The organism is Alteromonas antoniana (assembly GCF_019249295.1).
In the GTDB taxonomy this organism is placed as follows: Bacteria; Pseudomonadota; Gammaproteobacteria; order Enterobacterales; family Alteromonadaceae; genus Alteromonas; species Alteromonas antoniana.
On the sequence record NZ_JAESDH010000049.1, the window covers coordinates 1 to 14,059 of the forward strand.

A 14,059-nucleotide genomic window follows, 5' to 3' on the forward strand; every position below is an offset into this window, starting at 1 on the left:
CTAACGCAGTGCACAATAGAAAAGGCCAGCTTCGAGAGCTGGCCTAATAACTGTCAACCTATATTAGGACGACACAGTTTACGTAAACCTGACTTACAGATCGACGCCAGCCAGCTCGAAGATAAACGCATATTCCAGCGCACTTCGTTTCAAACGCTCGAAACGACCAGATGCGCCGCCATGACCACTTTCCATGTTGACGTCAAACAGCAAGAGGTTGTCGTCTGTTTTCATCTCCCGCAACTTAGCGACCCATTTCATGGGCTCAAAATACTGAACCTGCGAGTCATGCAAACCCGTGGTCACCAGCATATGAGGATAATCCTGTGCTTTCATCTGATCATACGGTGAATAGGACAACATGTACTGGTACTCGTCGGCATTGGCGGGATTACCCCACTCAGTGTATTCGCCGGTTGTCAGCGGAATCGAGGCATCACTCATGGTGGTTACCACGTCAACGAAGGGCACATGGGCAATAATCGCATCGTAGCTGTCCGGCGACATATTCGCTACCGCGCCCATCAGTAGTCCACCGGCACTGCCGCCCATGGCATACACACGTGATGCATCCGCGTATCCGTTTTGGGTCAGGTATGTCGTAACGTCAATAAAGTCGGTGAAGGAATTAATCTTGTTCCCCATTTTGCCGTCTTCATACCACTCGCGTCCCAGCATCTGACTGCCGCGAATATGCGCAATGGCTACTACGAATCCGCGATCTACCAGCGTTAGCCAGTTGCGTGCAAAGCTGGGATCGATAGTGTGCCCATAAGAACCATACGCATACTGATAAAGTGGATTGGTACCGTCTTTTTTGAAGCTGTCTTTACGATAAACCAGAGAAACGGGAACCTCTTTACCGTCTCCGGCAGGCACCATCAGACGCTCAGACGCGTAATTGTCAGCGTTAAAGTCATCGCTGACCTGTTCCTGCTTCAGCGTGTCTTTTTCCAGCGTTGCCAGATTTACGTCAATCACCGACGGTGGTGTCGTTAACGAGGCATACCGGATACGCACGCTGTCGGCGTTAATTTGCGTATTGTTATAGAAACCCACGTTAAAGATAGGATCGGCCATGGGGATCGTCTTCGCGTTGCCTGTCTCCAGGTTGCGAACCATCATGCTCGGGATCCCATTTTTCTTCTGACTGGTGACCAGATAACCCTGCATAACTTCCATGCCGTTAAGGAAAATAGCCGGATCGTGCGCCACCACTTCTTCCCAGGCGTTAATGTCTGCCGTGCTGTCTGCAGCCACTTTCATAATGCGGAAATTCTTTGCCTGATGGTTAGTCAGGATGTAATAGGTATCGTCCAGTTTGGCAACGTGATACTCCAGTCCTTCCCGGATTGGCAGGAAAGGTTCGGCTGTCGCGTTGGCGTCATTCGCATCAATTAAGGTAACACCTTTCTTTTCGGTATTGCTGTGATGAATGTAAATGACGTCGCCATCTTTACTCTTGCTCATGCCGGTGTAAAACGTCGGATCAGTTTCCTCAAATATCAGCACATCCTCAGACTGGTCCGTACCCAGTTTGTGGCGATATACCTGATAGCCAAGCAGGGTTTGTAAATCTTTCTTGATGTAGTAGAGGTGGGTGTTGTCGTTCGCCCACTGTACTTCGCCAGAGGTGTCTTCAAGGCGGTCTTCAAGAAGGGCGCCGGTCTCGAGATTTTTTACCAGAATGGTATAGACGCGTCGACTGACGGTGTCTTCAGAGTATGCCAGCAGGTTGTTATTGGTGCTGACTGATAGCTGCCCGACACTATAGTAATCGTGACCTTCCGCGAGTTCATTGACGTCCAGCAGTACACTTTCTTCACCGTCTTTTTCAGGCTTGCGCAGATAAACCGGATACTCTTTTTCGCCCTCATATTCGGTGTGATACCAGTAGCCATTTTTCAGATAGGGTACGGTGGCATCGTTTTTTGGCACCCGGGCAACAAGCTCCTCGAAAAGTGTTTCTCTGTCCTGCTTCAGAGGCGCAAGCACGTTGTCGGTATACGCATTTTCTTTTTCCAGATGCGCGATAATTTCCGGATCGGTTCTTTCGTCATCACGCATCCAGTAGTAATTATCTACCCGAGTGTCACCATGTGCGGTTAATTCGTGGGGCACTTTTTTGGCAACCGGCGGTGTTGCTTGCGTATTCAGAGAAAGGGTCTCCTGTGGCGCTGCAGTCGATTCTGTTTTCGACGGCTGTTCGCTACAGGCGCTCAATACGCCAATCACGGCCAGTGTAATCCATGTTCTTTTCATTTCTATTTATTTCCTTAGTGAAGATCGGGCACATCGTAAAAACTGCCTTTTACCTGGAATACCCACTGCTATGCCAAAGTCAGATTTGCAGGGTAACGCGTCAGGCTGGAATTACAGACTAGTGAGCAGCGGCGTGACAGTCAATCAGGATTGTACGGTTCATGGCAGGTGACACTGTTTCAAAATGTGTATGTGGCTTTAAGTTCGCGCAGAGACCTGACTGTATCGCGCAGTGTGAACTGCAGATAAAATTATCCCTTCCTTACGAATTGTTCACCTCATCCTTAAAACAGCGTGTTCTGATCGGGCGTATGATGGATGCCAATATCTGCCAGTGCATGTGCCGGGTGGCGCTGGTTATACAAATCGACAAATTGCTGCGCCAGCCAGGGGGCATCTTTATTGTCAGGACGGTGAATAAAAAGGTAAGGCGAACGGCCCTCGGTGCGCCACTGATGAATCTTGCTAACCCATGGTGTCAGACAACGCGCGTTGTCCTGTTCGTTATCATTACCAACAAACCGCACAACCGGCGCAGTGCCTGTGGCTATCACATTTACCGGCACTCTGGGCTTTTTTTGCCTGACGTCCGCCACGATGTCGCTGGTAGTCGGTCCGCTGAATAAAGCCCGGGTATCCATAATTACCCGGTTAACGTGCTGCTGAATCAACAATTGATTCAGCGCGCGCTCTGCGTCACCTTTGGCAAAAAACTCATGATGGCGTACTTCAACAGCATACTGCGTAGTACGGGGCAGGGCGCGTAAAAAGTCAGCAAGTAAAGGCAGTCCCGCAGGCCCAAAAGACGCGGGCAACTGCAGCATCACGACACCCAGCTTTTGCTTCAATGGCGACAACAAGTGAAGTTGTTGTGCCACGTCCTGTTCACAGTGAATCAGCTTTTTTTCATGAGAAATCAGCTGATTAAATTTGAATGTAAAAGAAAACGCGTCATCCGTTGCGTCATTCCAACGGTGTACTGCATCTTCATGTGGGAGTGAATAAAACGTAGTATTGCCTTCCACACTATTCAGGTGTCGGGAATAAAAGCGCAATTGCTGGTGTCGGGCCTCTGAACGCTGAAACCAGTTCGCCGGCCACCAGGGATGTTGCCACATTGGTAAACCTAAATAGACTGGCGGGAGTTTTTCAGCAGACATAACCTCATCTTTCCGTGTTTTTGTCATTGGGCTTTACGAAGCATTTGTTTATACTATGCGGCCTTTAAATTATCCAATGCGTTGCACTTGTAGCACGCCTGATCCTCTGCTCCGATAATTTGCCTCCCGGGGCCGGTAAAGAGTAGCAGTAATTGCTCGTTTTCAGGTAACAGTGACATAAGTGATCGGCATCATACACGTATAAAAATATCAGGGGTCAAGGACCATGCGCACAGATTACTGTGGGAACATCGATTCATCATACATCGGTCAGGAAGTCACACTTTGTGGCTGGGTAAACAAACGTCGTGACTTAGGTGGCGTAATCTTTATCGATCTGCGCGATCGAGAAGGCATTGTACAGGTAGTTTTTGACCCTGATTTACCTGACGTACTGGACATTGCCAATACGCTACGCAGCGAGTTCTGCGTCAAGCTGACCGGTAAAGTGCGCGGACGCCCTGAAGGGCAGGTCAACAAAGACATGCGGACAGGCGAAATCGAGATCCTGGGAACCGGTCTTGAAGTGATTAACAAAAGCGCGGTACTGCCGCTGGACTGGAATCAGGAAAACTCGGAAGAGCAGCGTCTGCGTTACCGCTATCTGGACCTGCGTCGTCCCGTAATGAGTCAGCGCTTGCAGTTCCGGGCCAAAGTCACCGCAGCGGTACGCCGCTATCTGGAAGAGGACGGCTTCTTAGATATCGAAACGCCTATCCTGACCAAAGCCACGCCGGAAGGTGCCCGTGATTACCTGGTACCAAGCCGGACGCATAAAGGTGAGTTCTTCGCGCTGCCACAATCTCCGCAGTTATTTAAACAATTGTTGATGATGTCTGGCATGGACCGCTACTATCAAATCGTAAAGTGTTTCCGCGATGAAGATTTACGCGCTGACCGTCAGCCTGAATTTACCCAAATCGATTTGGAAACCACGTTTTTAGATGCCGATGGTGTGATGCAAATCACCGAAGGCATGATCCGCAACCTTTTTAAAACCATGCTGGACGTCGACCTTGGCGACTTCCCGCGCATGACTTACGAAGAAGCGATGCGTCGTTTCGGTAGTGACAAGCCGGATTTGCGTAACCCGCTTGAGCTGGTTGACGTGGCTGATCTGCTCAAAGACGTCGACTTCAAAGTGTTCAGTGGCCCGGCTAATGACGAGAAAGGGCGCGTAGCGGTTATTCGTGTGCCGGGTGGTGCCAGCCTGTCGCGTAAACAAATTGACGAATACACCAAGTTCGTTGGCATCTATGGCGCGAAAGGTCTGGCATGGGTGAAAGTCAACGAAACCTCAGCGGGTCAGGACGGTTTACAGTCTCCTATTCTGAAATTCCTGAGTGCGGACATTACTGATGCGCTGCTTGAGCGCACGAGCGCACAGGACGGCGATATCCTGCTGTTTGGTGCTGACAATGCCACTGTTGTTACCGAGGCGATGGGCGCACTGCGGCTTAAACTGGGTGAAGATTTCGAACTGCTGCAGGGCGAATGGAAACCACTGTGGGTGGTTGATTTCCCAATGTTTGAAGAAGTTGACGGTAACCTGTACGCGCTACATCACCCGTTTACCTCACCACGCAATTTAAGTGCAGAGGAGCTGAAAGCAAATCCGGTAGGCGCGCTGTCTGATGCTTACGATATGGTACTAAATGGTGTCGAGCTTGGCGGTGGTTCGGTACGTATTCACGACCAGGCTATGCAGTCTGCTGTATTTACTATTCTCGGTATCAACGAAGAAGAGGCTGAAAACAAGTTCGGTTTCCTTTTAGAAGCTCTGAAATTTGGTGCTCCGCCCCACGCGGGTCTCGCGTTTGGTCTGGACAGATTAGTGATGCTGATGACCGGGGCAAGCTCAATACGTGATGTGATGGCGTTCCCGAAAACCACAACAGCAGCCTGCCCGCTGACAGACGCGCCAAGTCCTGCAAATCCACAGCAGTTGGAAGAGCTTGCGATTGCTACGGTGAAAAAGTCTGCAGAATAATGGCGCTTAAACGTCCGGAGTCTGTTTTGGTGGTGCTGTTTGATCAGCACCACCGTATTCTCATTATGCAGCGTGACGATGATCCTGAGTTCTGGCAATCGGTTACCGGCACGATAGAGCAACACGAACGTCCTATTGAAGCTGCTTATCGCGAAGTCAGAGAGGAAACGGGCATCTCCTTAGATCCGGTATCCTCGGCAATAACGGATTGCCACCATACCAATCGTTTTGAAATTCGTTCGCGCTGGCGTCACCGGTATCCGCCAGGAACGCAGTATAATACCGAGCACGTCTTCTTTGCGCAGGTTGACAGCCGTCATCCAATACACCTTACTGAACATACGCAATACGAATGGGTAGCCCGCGATGAGGCTATCGCGCGTCTGTGGTCGCCTTCTAATCGTGATGCCATCACGCAATTTGTACCGGAGCGCATTTAATGATAATACTGGGTATAGATCCAGGGTCACGCATTACCGGTTACGGTATTATTAAGCGACAACAGGGCAAACTTGTCTATGTTGCCAGCGGTTGTATTCGGGTAGGCACCAATGAACTGCCAGAGCGTCTGGCAAATATTTTCACCGGGGTTGGCGATATTATCCGTCAGTATGCGCCACAGCAGTTTGCCATTGAGCAGGTGTTTATGGCTAAAAACCCGGATTCAGCACTTAAGCTGGGACAGGCACGCGGAGCGGCGATTGTCGCTGCCACGCAGGCATCCCTGCCGGTAGCGGAATATTCGGCCAGACAAATCAAGCAAGCCGTAGTGGGCAAAGGCAGTGCGGATAAAACCCAGGTGCAACACATGGTGAAGCATCTGCTGAATTTAAGCGGCACCCCCCAGGCGGATGCCGCCGATGCGCTTGCGGTGGCTTTGTGCCATGCCCACACCGAGCAGAGTCTGGTTAGTATGGCAGGGCAGGTAAGAAAAACCGTCCGTGGCAGAATGCGCTAATTAACAGGTAGTAAAAATGATAGGAAGAATACAGGGGACGCTGATAGAAAAGCAGCCACCTGAAGTATTGATAGATGTGGGCGGCGTGGGCTACGAAATTCAGATGCCGATGACAAGCTTTTACCAGCTTCCCGCAGTGGGAGAAAGTGTCACCGTGTTCACCCATTTTGTGGTGCGCGAAGACGCCCAGCTACTGTTTGGCTTTGCTGACAAAATGGAGCGTGGACTGTTCAGAGAATTGATTAAAGCCAATGGGGTTGGCCCCAAACTGGGGCTCACTATCTTGTCTGGCATGTCAGCGCCCCAGTTTTTAACCAGTGTGCAGAATGAGGATGTCTCTGCCCTGGTGAGCTTACCGGGTATCGGTAAAAAAACGGCCGAAAGGCTGGTTGTTGAATTGAAAGATCGTCTGGCAAAATTTGGTAAGTCAGAGAGCGTGTCGCTACCAGTATCTGCTGACAACCTGTCTGGACAGACGATTGTGGCAGTAAACGACGCCAGAGAAGAGGCGCAGAGCGCGCTGGTGGCACTGGGTTATAAGCCTGCACAGGCCAGCAAACTGGTAAGCAGCGTTTATCAGGACGGTATGGAAAGTGAAGCGGTTATCCGCGAAGCGCTAAAAGCAGCCATTTAATCGACTATTCAGGTTAGGTACAAACAACATGATTGAAGCGGACCGTCTTATAACGCCCACCTCTAACACCGAAGATGAAGTGATTGACCGGGCTATCCGGCCTAAAATGCTGGATGATTACACCGGCCAGCCCCACGTCTGCGAGCAGATGGAAATTTTCATTCAGGCAGCGCGTAAGCGTGAAGATGCGCTGGATCATCTGCTTATATTCGGTCCTCCCGGACTCGGGAAAACCACATTGGCCAATATTGTAGCCAATGAGATGGGGGTGAATATCAAAACCACATCAGGCCCGGTGTTAGAAAAAGCAGGCGACCTCGCAGCGTTACTGACCAATCTTGAGCGCAACGACGTGCTGTTTATTGATGAAATCCACCGTTTAAGTCCGGTAGTAGAGGAAATTCTGTATCCGGCAATGGAAGACTATCAACTGGATATCATGATCGGGGAAGGCCCGGCTGCACGCTCGATTAAACTGGATTTACCCCCATTTACACTGGTGGGAGCTACAACGCGGGCAGGCTCACTGACGTCACCATTGCGCGACCGGTTTGGCATAGTACAGCGTCTCGAATTCTATTCGGTAAAAGATTTGACCCAAATCGTGAAGCGTAGTGCGGATTACCTGAATATGGATATGGAAGAGAGTGGGGCGCAGGAAGTCGCCCGTCGTGCCAGAGGTACGCCGCGTATTGCTAACCGGTTACTTCGACGAGTGCGGGATTATGCGGAAATCAAAACCGATGGCAGCGTGAGTGCAGATGTGGCTGCCAAAGCACTGGACATGCTCGATGTCGATAAAGAGGGCTTTGATTATATGGACAGAAAGTTACTCACGGCGATTATCGATAAATTCGATGGTGGTCCGGTTGGACTGGACAATCTGGCGGCAGCCATAGGCGAAGAAAAAGAAACCATTGAAGATGTGATTGAGCCGTTTCTTATCCAACAAGGATTCTTACAGCGAACGCCACGTGGCAGGATTGTCTCGCAGCGTGCTTATCTTCATTTCGGTTTTACGCCGAACTCGCCGGCAAACCCGGTATAGGCATTTACTTTTCTTTTTTGCGCTTGCCCGTCTATCACGGGCGGGCACTCCCCGTCTTCACACTGATTGAATGCTGCCGAGTGCGTTGGATGAAAATGTTTAACCGGTGAGGATTTCAGATAAAAAAAAGCCCGCTCAAAAGAACGGGCTAAAACAACAAGTGTTGAAGGAAATAAATCCAGGGAACTCATGTCTAACAGGAGAAAAACTCTCGCATGACCGCTTTCGCCATCACGCTCTGTATGACTGATGGCGCGCATTATAGAGACGTCCGGGTTTCTTGCAATTGAGGAAAATTGTTTTTTTAGATAAGAAAAACTAATGTGTAAAGCTGCTGTTAAAATAGCATCATTTTCTGGTTAAAGTGTTACCTTTTAAAGGCCTTGAGGCTTGTAAATGTACTGAGTTTTTATGCATATTTAGCGATATGAAATGACGCTTGGTATTAATATTTGTACTGTGGGAAGCATAACTATGCATACATGTCAGATTCGGGTGTATTACGAGGATACCGACGCTGGTGGAATTGTGTATTACGCCAATTATCTGAAATTTTTTGAACGTGCCAGAACGGAATGGTTACGTTCGCTCGGATACGAGCAAGATACCTTAATGGAACAATCCGTTGCCTTTGTCGTCAAACGGGTTGAAATGCATAACCACGCGCCCGCGCGATTCAATCAACTGTTGAGTATTGAGACGCAAATTGTAGAATTAGGGGGCGCTAGTATGACATTTAAACAAGTTATAAAAAACACGCAGCAAGACCAACTGGTCACTGCGGAAATACAGGTTGCCTGTGTGGATTTGGCGAAGATGAAAGCTCGTCGCCTGCCGCGCACTTTGCTAGGGGATATATCGCGTGGAGTCTGATCTCACTTTTATCGGATTGTTTTTACAAGCCAGTTTTATCGTACAGCTGGTGATGTTGTTGTTATTAAGTGTTTCCGTTGCTTCCTGGGCATTCATTTTTCAGCGCAGCAAAGCGTTGAATGCTGCCAGAAGTGAAATGCGTCAGTTTGAAGATAAATTCTGGTCCGGTGCAGATCTCAACCGTCTGTATCAGGAGCTTTCAGCCAGACCCAATGTCTCCGGCATGGCCAGTATTTTCTGTGCTGGATTCAAAGAGTTTGTGCGCCTGCGTAAAAGCAACACCAGCACAACTGGTATTGTTGACGGGACTTACCGTGCTATGCGGGTAAACATGTCCCGCGAAATTGACCAGCTGGAAAGCCGTCTTCCTTTTCTGGCTACCGCCGGCTCGATCAGTCCCTACATAGGCCTGTTTGGCACGGTATGGGGCATCATGAACGCCTTTATCGCACTTGGCGAAGTGCAGCAGGCAACATTAGCGATGGTAGCGCCGGGAATTGCAGAGGCACTGATCGCAACAGCAATCGGCTTGTTTGCCGCAATTCCGGCAGTAATAGCCTACAACCGCTTCAGCCATCAGGTAGAAAAGCTCGAAAATAGCTACGGCAACTTTATGGAAGAGTTTTCTGCCATCCTTCATCGCCAGGCTGCTGCCCAGCAAGCACCGCAGTAAGTGGTACTTCGGCACTGTTCCTGCTAGGAGGATAGTTTATGTATGTACGAAAACGCCGTCGCCCGGTATCTGAAATCAACGTCGTGCCCTATATCGATGTGATGTTGGTGTTGCTGATTATTTTTATGGTAACCGCACCACTCATCTCTCAGGGCGTTAAAGTTGATTTGCCAAAAGCCAGCGCAAACCCGATTGAACAGGAAGATACACCGCCGCTGATTGCGTCTGTCGATGTGAAAGGCCGCTACTATCTGAATGTAGGAGAGGATCAGGAAAGTCCGCTTGCCGGAGACGAACTAGCCGCTGTGGTACAAGCTCAGCTTCAGAAAGATCCACAAACTCCAGTGGTGGTGAAAGGAGACGGGCAGGTTGCGTATAACGAAGTCATTCAGTTGATGGTGTTGTTGCAGCAGGCTGGCGTACCAACGGTTGGGTTAATGACGGATCCGGTGGAACCTTGAGCAAGAAAAATCCGTTCGCCAATATGTCACCAGAAGCCCTGTCGGTATACAAATCGCTGGGTGTTCACGCTGTCATTGCTTTAATGTTGCTAATTAGCGTCAGTTTTTCGCCGGACCCGCTTCCGGCCGCGCCATCAAACGCCCCCATGATTGAAGCAACATTCATTGATGCTCAGGCAATTGCTGATCAAAAACGCGCCCAGGCACAAGCTGAGGCTCAGGCCAGGGCTGAAGAGCAGGAACGCGAACGTAAAGCACAGGAAGCGGCGGAGCAAAAGCGCCAGAAGGCCCTGGCAGAGCGGCGCGCCCGTGAAAAGCGTGAAGCCGAAACGGCTGAACGTCAGCGTCAGCAGGAACTGAAAAGACTGGCGGCGCAAAAGGAGAAAGAGCGCAAGGAGCGAGAGGCCCGTGAAAAGGCTGAAGCCGAGCGTAAAAAGAAAGAAGCGCAGCAAAAAGCAGAAATGGAAAGGATCATGCAAGAGCAACTTGCACAAGAGCAGGCTGCTCAGCAACAGCGTCGCCGACAACAGGTGATGACTGAGGTGGAAAGATATCAGGCACTGATCCAGCAGACGATAAAACGGTATCTTATAGATGACGATAGCTATAACGGAAAAACCTGTCGGATAAATATCCGGCTGGCGACTACCGGTTATGTGACCAGCATTCGCGTGCTGGGTGGTGATGATGCCTTGTGTCGGGCAGCGGAAAGTGCTGTCAGACGTGCAGAAGAACTGCCAGTGTCTGATGCTCCGGATGTCTATGAGCAGTTAAAAGATATTACTTTAAAAGTGGAAATGCAGTGATAATGAGAAAATTCGGAATTGGACTGGTGCTGATATGTGCCATGATCAGTTCGGCCGCACAGGCTACGCTGGAAATTGTTATTACCGAAGGGGTTGATAGCGCGAGACCTATCGGTATTGTCCCGTTTAAATGGAAAGGCGACGGCAGCATGCCGGGTGAATTAAATAAAGTCATTCGCGCCGATCTCATGCGCAGTGGTAAATTTAACCCGCTTCCCGTTGATTCCCTACCGCAATACCCGGAAACCGACTCTCAGGTCAGCTATTCAAGCTGGGCCAGCACCGGTGCCGACACAATCCTGGTAGGCACCATCGAGCAGGAGTCCGTGGATCGCTATGTGGTTACCTACGAACTCATTGACGTGTTGCGCGGGCAGGTTACCAAGGGACAGAATAAATCGCTGAAAAATGGCCAGCTGGTCTCCAGCCAGGATCATATTATCGCGCGCGGTAAATCCATCATATCCGGGACCGATTTCAGAACTCATGCTCATCGAATCAGTGACGTGGTTTATGAAAAGCTAACCGGCGTTCGCGGTGCGTTTTTAACCCGAATTGCCTATGTTATCGTTCGCGACCGCGAAAAGAATGAACTTCCATACCAACTTGTGATTGCAGATTACGACGGTGAAAATGAGATCCGTCTGCTATCTTCACCAGAGCCTCTGATGTCACCATCATGGTCACCTAACGGTGAAAAAATTGCGTACGTCAGCTTTGAAAATAAGCGCCCGCAGATTTTTATTCAGGATATCTACACCGCAAAGCGCGAGCAAGTGACTGATTTCCCAGGCATTAACGGAAGTCCTGTTTTTTCCCCTGACGGCAAGCAGCTGGCGATGGTGCTATCGAAAGATGGAAACCCAGAGATTTACGTCATGGATTTGGCGACTAAAAGCCTGCGCAGAATTACCCGAAATCGTGCCATTGATACTGAACCTGCCTGGGCGCCAGATGGGCAAAGCCTGATATTTAGCTCTGAACGGGGTGGTAAACCTCAGATTTATAGCGTAAATTTATCATCAGGGAATGTAAGACGTCTTACGTTTGTTGGTGAGCAGAATCTTGGGGGCACGATTACCCCGGATGGTAAACAAATGGTTGTGGTAAACAGAACCAACGGAAATTACCATATCGCCAAACAGGCAGTTGATGATGGTGCGCCTCAGGTGCTTACCAGAACGTATCTGGATGAGTCACCAAGTATAGCGCCGAACGGAAGCATGATTATATACAGCACATTACATGACGGTAAAAAGGTTTTATCCCTTGTATCGCTTGATGGGCGTTTTAAGGCTAGGTTACCAGCAGCCAATGGACAAGTTAAGTCGCCGAGTTGGTCACCATTTTTGTTTTAACAAACTCAAATATTGATGAATAAATATAAGGATTAAGAGGATGCAAATGAATAAAGTAATGAAAAGTTTCATTATCGCCTTGCCAGTGGTGACTATGATGGCTTGTTCATCAGGACCAAGTGAAGAAGAGTTAGCGGCTGAGCGTAACCGTCAGGCACAAGAACAAGCTGAAGCAGAAGCAGCAGCGCGTCAGGCAGAAGCTGAGCGTGTTAAAGCAGAAGCGGCTGAGCGCATGCAGCGCGAAGAAGAGATGGTTCAGCAAGAGCTGGAATCACTGAAAAACGAACAAACGGTTTACTTCGATTTCGACCGTTCAAGCATTAAAGCAGAGTTCCGCTCTTTGCTTGATAAGCATGCAGAGTTCCTGGTTGCAAACCCGGATCAGAACGTAGTAATTGAAGGCCACACAGACAGCCGCGGTACGCCAGAGTACAACATCGCGCTGGGCGAGCGTCGTGCAAAGGCAGTAGAAACGTATCTGATGAATGCGGGTGTTAACAGTTCACAGATTTCTGTTGTGTCTTACGGTGAAGAAAAACCTGCTGTGATGGGATCAACTGAGTACGCAATGGCTCAGAACCGTCGCGGAGTGGTTGTTTATCAGTAATGGCTAATACCGTTATTCGACAAAACATATTGCGGGGCGTCACCTTGAGTGCCGCCCTCGCCGTATCTGCAGGTGTCTCAGCACAAGCCCCGGTTTATGACGTAAACGGCAACGATAACAATCTCGAAAAGCGGATTGCTATCCTTGAGCGTATGGTTGATAGCCGGACTGACATGCAACATCGTCTGCAGCAGCAAATCGATACCATGCAGGGCGAGGTGGATGAACTTCGTGGCGCGCTTGAGGTAAATACCAATAAGCTGGAAAAGGTGCTTGAACGTCAACGTGAGCTCTATTTAGAGATTGATAAACGCGTTGAGTCACTTAAGCAGGCAGGTGTTGGTGGAGGCTCAGCGAGTGGACCTCAAACAACTACGCCGGTCACCGAACCTGGCGCGGGAAGTTCACAGCCTGTTGCGCCAGCAGGGCAAGATGAGGCTGCCGCATATGATAATGCCGTAAACCTTATTCTGAAGTCTCGCGAGTACGATAAAGCGATTCCTGCCTTTCAGGCCTTTATCCAACGATTCCCCAACAGTGAATTTGCGCCTAACGCGCATTACTGGCTTGGACAATTATTGTTTAATAAGCAATCGTGGGCGGAAGCTGAAGAGCAGTTCCAGATTGTGTCCAACCGGTTTAGCAGTTCGACCAAACGGCCGGACGCATTATTGAAGTTGGGTGTTATCGCCGAGCGTCAGGGTAATGCGTCGTCTGCAAGAGACTTCTTTCAGCAGGTGATATCACAATATCCAGATTCATCGGCAAGAAAACTGGCTGAGTCCAGACTCTCAGGTCTTTAATAAAAAACCTCTCCTCGCGAGAGGTTTTTTTTCATCGAAAAAACAGTTGTTATGGTCTATGTTCTGTAGCGGTGCGTAGAATTCCTGAACGATTTGATTTCATTTTGAGCGTTTAAACGCGATTTGAAAGAAAAGTGCAATAAATAGCATTTTAAGGGTTGCACAGCCTCAGGAAATAAGTATTATATGCGCCCGTTGCCAAGGCAAGGCAACAAGCGATAAAACGATGGGTCGTTAGCTCAGTTGGTAGAGCAGTTGACTTTTAATCAATTGGTCGCTGGTTCGAATCCAGCACGACCCACCATCTTCACAGCCACTGTGTAGTACGCGTTTTTCGCCCCTCTTGATGGGTCGTTAGCTCAGTTGGTAGAGCAGTTGACTTTTAATCAATTGGTCGCTGGTTCGAATCCAGCACGACCCACCATC

General features: G+C 49.5%; 15 protein-coding genes and 2 tRNA genes. 14 read left to right on the top strand and 3 right to left on the bottom strand.

What is annotated here, in order from left to right; all coding sequences use genetic code 11:
- Positions 1 to 93: 93 nt before the first annotated feature.
- Together JKP77_RS21525 and JKP77_RS21530 are read right to left on the bottom strand one after the other, a co-directional pair.
- Complete coding sequence (locus JKP77_RS21525) at positions 94 to 2,262, bottom strand: S9 family peptidase (protein ID WP_218313240.1); 2,169 nt, start codon at positions 2,260 to 2,262, stop codon at positions 94 to 96.
- Between the two features lie 284 nt (positions 2,263 to 2,546).
- The gene (locus tag JKP77_RS21530; RefSeq protein ID WP_246601330.1) at positions 2,547 to 3,422 is read right to left on the bottom strand and encodes a DUF72 domain-containing protein; all 876 of its coding nucleotides are present in this window, start codon (positions 3,420 to 3,422) and stop codon (positions 2,547 to 2,549) included.
- A 226-nt stretch (positions 3,423 to 3,648) separates the two neighbouring features.
- Between JKP77_RS21530 and aspS the strand changes: the two genes are divergently transcribed.
- The 5 genes from aspS to ruvB are packed head-to-tail and all read left to right on the top strand — an operon-like array spanning position 3,649 to position 8,052.
- On the top strand, positions 3,649 to 5,412 hold the full coding sequence (aspS, locus tag JKP77_RS21535) for an aspartate--tRNA ligase (protein ID WP_218313241.1): 1,764 nt from the start codon (positions 3,649 to 3,651) through the stop codon (positions 5,410 to 5,412).
- Positions 5,412 to 5,852: a dihydroneopterin triphosphate diphosphatase gene (gene nudB, locus JKP77_RS21540; protein WP_218313242.1), complete on the top strand. Its 441-nt coding sequence runs from the start codon at positions 5,412 to 5,414 to the stop codon at positions 5,850 to 5,852. Before aspS ends, nudB begins: the two co-directional genes overlap by 1 nt.
- The gene (gene ruvC, locus JKP77_RS21545) at positions 5,852 to 6,370 is read left to right on the top strand and encodes a crossover junction endodeoxyribonuclease RuvC (protein ID WP_218313243.1); all 519 of its coding nucleotides are present in this window, start codon (positions 5,852 to 5,854) and stop codon (positions 6,368 to 6,370) included. Before nudB ends, ruvC begins: the two co-directional genes overlap by 1 nt.
- Before the next feature lie 16 nt (positions 6,371 to 6,386).
- Entirely contained in the window at positions 6,387 to 7,004 is a 618-nt protein-coding gene (ruvA, locus tag JKP77_RS21550) for a Holliday junction branch migration protein RuvA (RefSeq protein WP_218313244.1), read from the top strand.
- A 28-nt stretch (positions 7,005 to 7,032) separates the two neighbouring features.
- Entirely contained in the window at positions 7,033 to 8,052 is a 1,020-nt protein-coding gene (ruvB, locus tag JKP77_RS21555) for a Holliday junction branch migration DNA helicase RuvB (RefSeq protein WP_218313245.1), read from the top strand.
- On the opposite strand, the gene JKP77_RS21560 is transcribed toward ruvB, so the two are convergent.
- Positions 8,010 to 8,312 (bottom strand): hypothetical protein, encoded by a 303-nt coding sequence (locus tag JKP77_RS21560; protein ID WP_218313246.1) that lies wholly within the window; start codon positions 8,310 to 8,312, stop codon positions 8,010 to 8,012. The genes ruvB and JKP77_RS21560 overlap by 43 nt on opposite strands.
- Positions 8,313 to 8,526: 214 nt before the next feature.
- On the opposite strand from JKP77_RS21560, the gene ybgC reads away from it, so the two are divergent.
- The 9 genes from ybgC (at position 8,527) to JKP77_RS21605 (ending at position 14,057) form a co-directional block, all read left to right on the top strand.
- Positions 8,527 to 8,925 (top strand): tol-pal system-associated acyl-CoA thioesterase, encoded by a 399-nt coding sequence (gene ybgC, locus JKP77_RS21565; protein ID WP_218313247.1) that lies wholly within the window; start codon positions 8,527 to 8,529, stop codon positions 8,923 to 8,925.
- Entirely contained in the window at positions 8,915 to 9,598 is a 684-nt protein-coding gene (tolQ, locus tag JKP77_RS21570; RefSeq protein WP_218313248.1) for a protein TolQ, read from the top strand. The genes ybgC and tolQ overlap by 11 nt, the downstream gene beginning before the upstream one ends.
- Before the next feature lie 38 nt (positions 9,599 to 9,636).
- On the top strand, positions 9,637 to 10,059 hold the full coding sequence (gene tolR / locus JKP77_RS21575; RefSeq protein WP_218313249.1) for a protein TolR: 423 nt from the start codon (positions 9,637 to 9,639) through the stop codon (positions 10,057 to 10,059).
- A 23-nt stretch (positions 10,060 to 10,082) separates the two neighbouring features.
- On the top strand, positions 10,083 to 10,865 hold the full coding sequence (tolA, locus tag JKP77_RS21580; RefSeq protein ID WP_218313254.1) for a cell envelope integrity protein TolA: 783 nt from the start codon (positions 10,083 to 10,085) through the stop codon (positions 10,863 to 10,865).
- Positions 10,866 to 10,867: 2 nt separating this feature from the next.
- A complete protein-coding gene (gene tolB, locus JKP77_RS21585; protein ID WP_218313250.1) occupies positions 10,868 to 12,223 on the top strand; it encodes a Tol-Pal system beta propeller repeat protein TolB in 1,356 nt (451 codons plus the stop codon).
- Between the two features lie 40 nt (positions 12,224 to 12,263).
- A complete protein-coding gene (pal, locus tag JKP77_RS21590) occupies positions 12,264 to 12,830 on the top strand; it encodes a peptidoglycan-associated lipoprotein Pal (protein ID WP_218313251.1) in 567 nt (188 codons plus the stop codon).
- Complete coding sequence (ybgF, locus tag JKP77_RS21595) at positions 12,830 to 13,633, top strand: tol-pal system protein YbgF (RefSeq protein ID WP_218313252.1); 804 nt, start codon at positions 12,830 to 12,832, stop codon at positions 13,631 to 13,633. Before pal ends, ybgF begins: the two co-directional genes overlap by 1 nt.
- 228 nt (positions 13,634 to 13,861) lie before the next feature.
- Positions 13,862 to 13,937, top strand: a tRNA-Lys gene (locus tag JKP77_RS21600).
- Between the two features lie 44 nt (positions 13,938 to 13,981).
- Positions 13,982 to 14,057 (top strand) — tRNA-Lys (locus JKP77_RS21605).
- Positions 14,058 to 14,059 lie beyond the last annotated feature (2 nt).